The 4,911-nt window shown below is 35.9% G+C and carries 6 protein-coding genes; 5 read left to right on the forward strand and 1 reads right to left on the reverse strand.

Annotation, left to right across the window (positions count from 1 at the left end; genetic code table 11):
* Nucleotides 1–71 precede the first annotated feature (71 nt).
* The 5 genes from E1171_RS07035 (at nt 72) to E1171_RS07055 (ending at nt 2,769) form a co-directional block, all read left to right on the forward strand.
* On the forward strand, nt 72–737 hold the full coding sequence (locus E1171_RS07035) for an SCO family protein (protein WP_155205303.1): 666 nt from the start codon (nt 72–74) through the stop codon (nt 735–737).
* 68 nt (nt 738–805) lie between these two features.
* Nucleotides 806–1,381, forward strand: coding sequence for a DUF420 domain-containing protein (locus tag E1171_RS07040; protein WP_155205304.1), 576 nt, complete (start codon nt 806–808; stop codon nt 1,379–1,381).
* Between the two features lie 225 nt (nt 1,382–1,606).
* The gene (locus E1171_RS07045) at nt 1,607–1,879 is read left to right on the forward strand and encodes a hypothetical protein (protein WP_246164210.1); all 273 of its coding nucleotides are present in this window, start codon (nt 1,607–1,609) and stop codon (nt 1,877–1,879) included.
* Between the two features lie 73 nt (nt 1,880–1,952).
* Entirely contained in the window at nt 1,953–2,222 is a 270-nt protein-coding gene (locus E1171_RS07050) for a DUF983 domain-containing protein (protein WP_246164212.1), read from the forward strand.
* A 112-nt stretch (nt 2,223–2,334) separates the two neighbouring features.
* Nucleotides 2,335–2,769, forward strand: coding sequence for a GNAT family N-acetyltransferase (locus E1171_RS07055; RefSeq protein ID WP_155205306.1), 435 nt, complete (start codon nt 2,335–2,337; stop codon nt 2,767–2,769).
* A 512-nt stretch (nt 2,770–3,281) separates the two neighbouring features.
* Here the strand turns inward: E1171_RS07055 and E1171_RS07060 are convergent.
* Nucleotides 3,282–4,649 (reverse strand): MATE family efflux transporter, encoded by a 1,368-nt coding sequence (locus E1171_RS07060; protein ID WP_155205307.1) that lies wholly within the window; start codon nt 4,647–4,649, stop codon nt 3,282–3,284.
* Nucleotides 4,650–4,911: the final 262 nt, after the last annotated feature.

Raw genomic sequence — 4,911 nt, forward strand, 5'->3', positions numbered from 1 at the left:
AAGCGTTCGGTTTTAGCCTTGTTTTTTTTTAGAGCAATATGGACTTTTGCAGAAATTAAATTTTTTGAGTGATGAGGAAAGTAACTAAGGTTGTTTTTTTATGTCTAACCCTCTTAATTCCAGTTCTTATTTATCTTTTTCTGCAAGGTTTTGGAGAAAATAAATTTGTCATTCCTGTTTATTATGAAAGCGGAGTAGAATCTTCCTTTGAAGGCTGCAATTTTGAGACAGGCAGGCAACATTTTATTCCTAATTTTTCCTTTGAGGATCAAAATGGAAAGAAGGTGGATCAGAGTTCTCTGGAGGATTATATAACCGTAGTCGACTTCTTTTTTACCGCCTGCCCGGATATTTGTCCTATCATGAGTAATCAAATGTCCAGAGTGCAAAATACTTTTTCCGATAACCAAAATATCCAATTACTTTCCTTAACCGTGGATCCTGAACATGACACCCAGGAAGTACTTAAGACTTATGCCGAACAATTTTATGCCAATCCAGGTCAATGGCATTTTCTTACTGGGGCTAAGAAAGATATTTACCAGTTGGCACGATGCGGTTTTGTTTTGCCAGTAGTAGACGGAGATGGAGGGGATGGTGATTTTATTCACAGCAATAAGCTGGTGTTGGTAGATAAAGAAAGAAGAATTAGAGGATATTATGATGGAACCGATCAAAAGGATGTTGACCGCTTGGTTGTGGAGATAAACATCCTTTTAAAAGAATATGGTTTGTAGAAACACTAGGGTTTGCATTTATCAGTAAGAATCTAATGACTAAATTCCAATCCGAAATTAATTAAACAATGGAACTTAAGAAAAAGGAAAATAAATATTTAGGCTTAATCGCGGTACTTTCAGTTGCTATTCCGGTAGTCGTTGCGATTCTTTTGTTTTCACCTACTAAGTTTGGAGTGGCTGGAGAATGGGTGAAATTTATCCCACATCTTAATGGGGTTTTAAATACGGCTACCTCTTTAGCCCTCATAACAGGTTTCATTTTTATAAAAAATAAAAATGTAGAGATGCATCGCCTGTGCATGACGGTTGCCTTTATTTTTGGGGCAATTTTTCTAGTGGGGTATGTAATTTACCATTCTTCTGCTCCTTCCACGGTTTTTGGAGATTTGAATGGAGACGGAGTGCTCAGCGAAGCTGAAAAGGCAGCGGTAGGAGGGCTTCGTGTGGTTTATTTGGTGCTTTTGATTACTCACATAATTCTAGCGGCTGTAGTGGTTCCTTTTGTGTTGCTGGCATTTTATTTTGCTTTAAGTAATAAAATTGTTAAACATAAAAAGATAGTAAAATTTACCTTGCCTATTTGGTTGTTTGTATCCGTATCCGGGGTAATAGTATATCTTATGATAAAACCGTATTATTAGTGAGAAGTTAAGAATGAACAATGGAGTCTGTATAAGAAGGACAAAGATGAAAATGGTAAGAAAAATTGGAATTTTGGAAATTCAATGTTCCTTCAATATAAACTCTTACCAATTAATTATTAGTTGTTAACTCTTCACTCTTAATTCTTTTAGCCGTAGGTTTGCAAGGTAAAAGGAAACTATGAGGGACAAATCTCTCTTGATAATTCTAAAGGAGGAAATTACATGAGAAAGTTTAAATATTTTTTCCTAATGTTTATGGGCATATTTGCGCTGGTCCTTGGTAATCCTCAAGCGCTTTTGGCCCAATGTGCAATGTGTCAGGCTACGGTAGCTAACAATGTGAGTAATGGTGATTTTGGAATTGCTACGGGTTTGAATTTTGGAATTTTGTACCTTTTTGCCATGCCTTATTTGGCTTTTGGTGTAGTGGCATTTTTTTGGTATAAACGAAGTAGAGCAAATGCAAAGAAGGTCCGCTTTAAAGGCGCTTATTAATTGCAAATGCCCCCGCTGTCGGCAAGGGAAAATTTTTCCTTACCCAGCCTATAGGATCAACAAAATGTTGGAGATGAACAAAAGTTGTCCGCATTGTGGGTTGGTTTTTGAACGGGAGCCAGGATTTTTTATTGGAGCCATGTATGTGAGTTATGCATTTATAGTAGCAATTTTTATCACAGTTGCTCTGGTTCTTAATTACGGCTTTGGTGATCCTGATTTGTGGGTCTATATTTTCTCTGTGCTTGGTGTGGTGTTAATATTTCTTCCTTTGATTGTCCGGTATTCTCGGGTTCTATATTTGAATGGTTTTGGAGGAATAAAATACGATAAGAATTTGTAAGGAAATTTCTTTCTCTGTTATGGCTTATATTTTTTATCCTTTTTGGTTAGTTTCACAGGAGGAAAATTTTTGCTAATCTAATTACTAAAACTCATTTTGAATTTTGCTTTAGATGAAATTAGTAGATTTAGGGGTTGATGACATTGAGCTAATTTTGCCATTACTGCAGCAATTAAACCCGAATTTAACCCCAGAAATTTTAAGAAGTCGACTTTCAGAAATGTTTACCTATTCCCATTATTTGTGCTTGGGTTTGTTGAATGAGGAAGGAGTTGTAGTAGGAATTAGTAGTGGTTGGTTAACTACTAGGATTTACAGTGGCAAGCAACTTGAATTAGATAATGTGATTGTTGATAATAAATTGCAATCCAATGGTGTAGGCGGGAAATTTCTTGAACTTATTAATTCCAGGGCTAAACAAATGGGCTGCGAAACCATTGAATTAAATACTTATGTATCAAATGATCGTTCTCATAAGTTTTATTTTAAGCAAGGCTATAAAATTCTAGGCTTTCATTTTCAAAAGAAGTTAGAAAGAGAGAATTAATAGCCACTTTTCTTAACCCTTATTCATCCTTTCTTATTTCTTGTCTTTTTTTGGAAGGTTTACTTTCGGGCATTTTAATTTTCCTTAACCTGGATTCAGTTTTCATTTAGGTCTAAGCTCATTTTTTTAAAAGAATATCTATCCAGAGTGAATTAGAATGAAGTTTTATCGATATGCCAGACATTCGGAACATCTTATTTAAGGCAGATAGAGCTGTTCAATACTTCTGGTTTCTCAATCCAATATTTTACTAGGGACTTATTTTAATTTTTAATAACAGAACTCAAAACTGTAAAAGTGCCCAAGGAAAAAATCATTAATTTTTAGTTTTTTCTTCACTTTATACTAATTCTGACATTGAAAAATGAGCACTTCTAAATGCCTAAAAGTAAAGAGTTATAGGTGGCATTATATTTTTTAGTTTATTTATTGAAAGGACATTTTTCAGGTACTACAAAATCAAGCTTAATGCACTAAAGAAATTGTGAAACCTAGGAAAACCTCTTCGTTAACTACTCCTCACTTTTTATTTTTAACTCCTCACTATGTTTAAGTCTTTTCCAATGCGGTGAAATCATTATGGCTGTTACAGTAAAGGCTAAAGTATCGGCCAAAGGAAATGAGGAGTAAATTCCATTGATTCCAAAGAATGGAGGAAGAATCAACATAAAAGGAATTACAAATATTAATTGACGGGCAAGAGATAAAAACAAGGCAGGCCCACCTTTTCCAATAGCCTGAAAATAACCTACCCCTATCTGTTGAAATCCTATCAAGGGTAATGATATGCCATAAATTCTCAAAGCCTGGCTCGCTTCCTCGATTAATATGGGATCTGAAGTGAATAATCTAACAATCTGATTGGAAAATAGTATTACTCCCAAAAAGCAAATAAGGGACATTCCAGTACCAATGATGGTGGACTCCTGCAGGACTATTTTCAGCCTTTCAAAATTTTTAGCACCAAAACTATAGCCGGCTAAAGGCAAAAAGCCTTGAACTAAGCCTAAAATAGGTGTAAGCGCTAAAAGCATGATACGAAAAATGATTCCGTAAATGGCTACGGCTGGTTCTCCTCCATATATTACAAGACTATGGTTAATAATGGCAGCCAATAAACTGGCTGTTCCTTGCCTTCCAAAATTGGAACTTCCCAGGAAGATGGATTCTCTCACGATAGTCCATTTTGGTTTCCAATATTTTAGTCTAAGGGAAAGGATACTTCGATTGCTTCCAAAATAATAAACCAAAGAGGATGCAAATGCCATTTGAGACAATACGGTTGCATAGGCAGCACCTTCCAGCCCCATATTCCACTGTAAAATGAACAATGCATCCAATGCTACATTAAGTAAAGTGGATATGATCATACTCACCATACCTGCCATGGGGTTTCCTTCTGCTCTGGCTGTGTTATTTCCCATTAAAGCGAAACCCAGAAAAGGGGTTCCAAATAATACAATGAGGTAATATTTCAGGGTGTAAGGGATTATGCTGCCATGAGCACCAAATAATTTAACAATAGGGGTAGCGAGGAAATAACCTAAAACAAGTGAAAAAAAGGTAACCACGGCCAACATGAAAAGTAGGTTTCCAAATGCCAATCGAGCGGCTTCTAATTGATGAGCGCCAAATTTTCTGGATATAATGGAGGCTGCACCCACCCCAAGGGATAAGTCTACGGTGGTGATCAGGTTGGTGATGGGAAGGGATACAGATACTCCTGCAATTCCAAGGGAGCCCACAACATGTCCTACAAAAATGGTATCCACCACATTGTATAAGGTCATGATAATTAAACCTATAATGGAGGGTAGTGCTAAGTCCAAAAGTGCTATACCAACCTTGGCTTCTCCTAAAATATACTCCTCTTTCTTCATAACCCTTCAGCATTCTTTTTAAAAAAGACCTTTCAGACGCTTTAGCGGAAATTCACAAGAGTATTTCTAATAAAAGTAAATCCAATAAGGGGTTACGCTGGTAATAAATAAAGGTTTCAGACAAAGGATTATGGGCTATGGCCCTTTACCTGGATACATTAAACAATAAAAGAAAGTGCTTTTATTCTTAAATAATTATAAAAGGAAAACTGATTTAAGGAGGGCAGTGGATATTTTCTGAAATTGTAAAAAATCATTTTAG

It is taken from the genome of Xanthovirga aplysinae (assembly GCF_009711365.1).
GTDB lineage: Bacteria > Bacteroidota > Bacteroidia > Cytophagales > Cyclobacteriaceae > Xanthovirga > Xanthovirga aplysinae.

Coding starts and splice junctions, on each gene's coding strand:
- E1171_RS07060 (WP_155205307.1), bottom strand. CDS start 4,649: ATGAAGAAAGAGGAGTATATTTTAGGAGAAGCCAAGGTTGGTATAGCA.
- E1171_RS07045 (WP_246164210.1), top strand. CDS start 1,607: ATGAGAAAGTTTAAATATTTTTTCCTAATGTTTATGGGCATATTTGCG.
- E1171_RS07035 (WP_155205303.1), top strand. CDS start 72: ATGAGGAAAGTAACTAAGGTTGTTTTTTTATGTCTAACCCTCTTAATT.
- E1171_RS07040 (WP_155205304.1), top strand. CDS start 806: ATGGAACTTAAGAAAAAGGAAAATAAATATTTAGGCTTAATCGCGGTA.
- E1171_RS07050 (WP_246164212.1), top strand. CDS start 1,953: ATGAACAAAAGTTGTCCGCATTGTGGGTTGGTTTTTGAACGGGAGCCA.
- E1171_RS07055 (WP_155205306.1), top strand. CDS start 2,335: ATGAAATTAGTAGATTTAGGGGTTGATGACATTGAGCTAATTTTGCCA.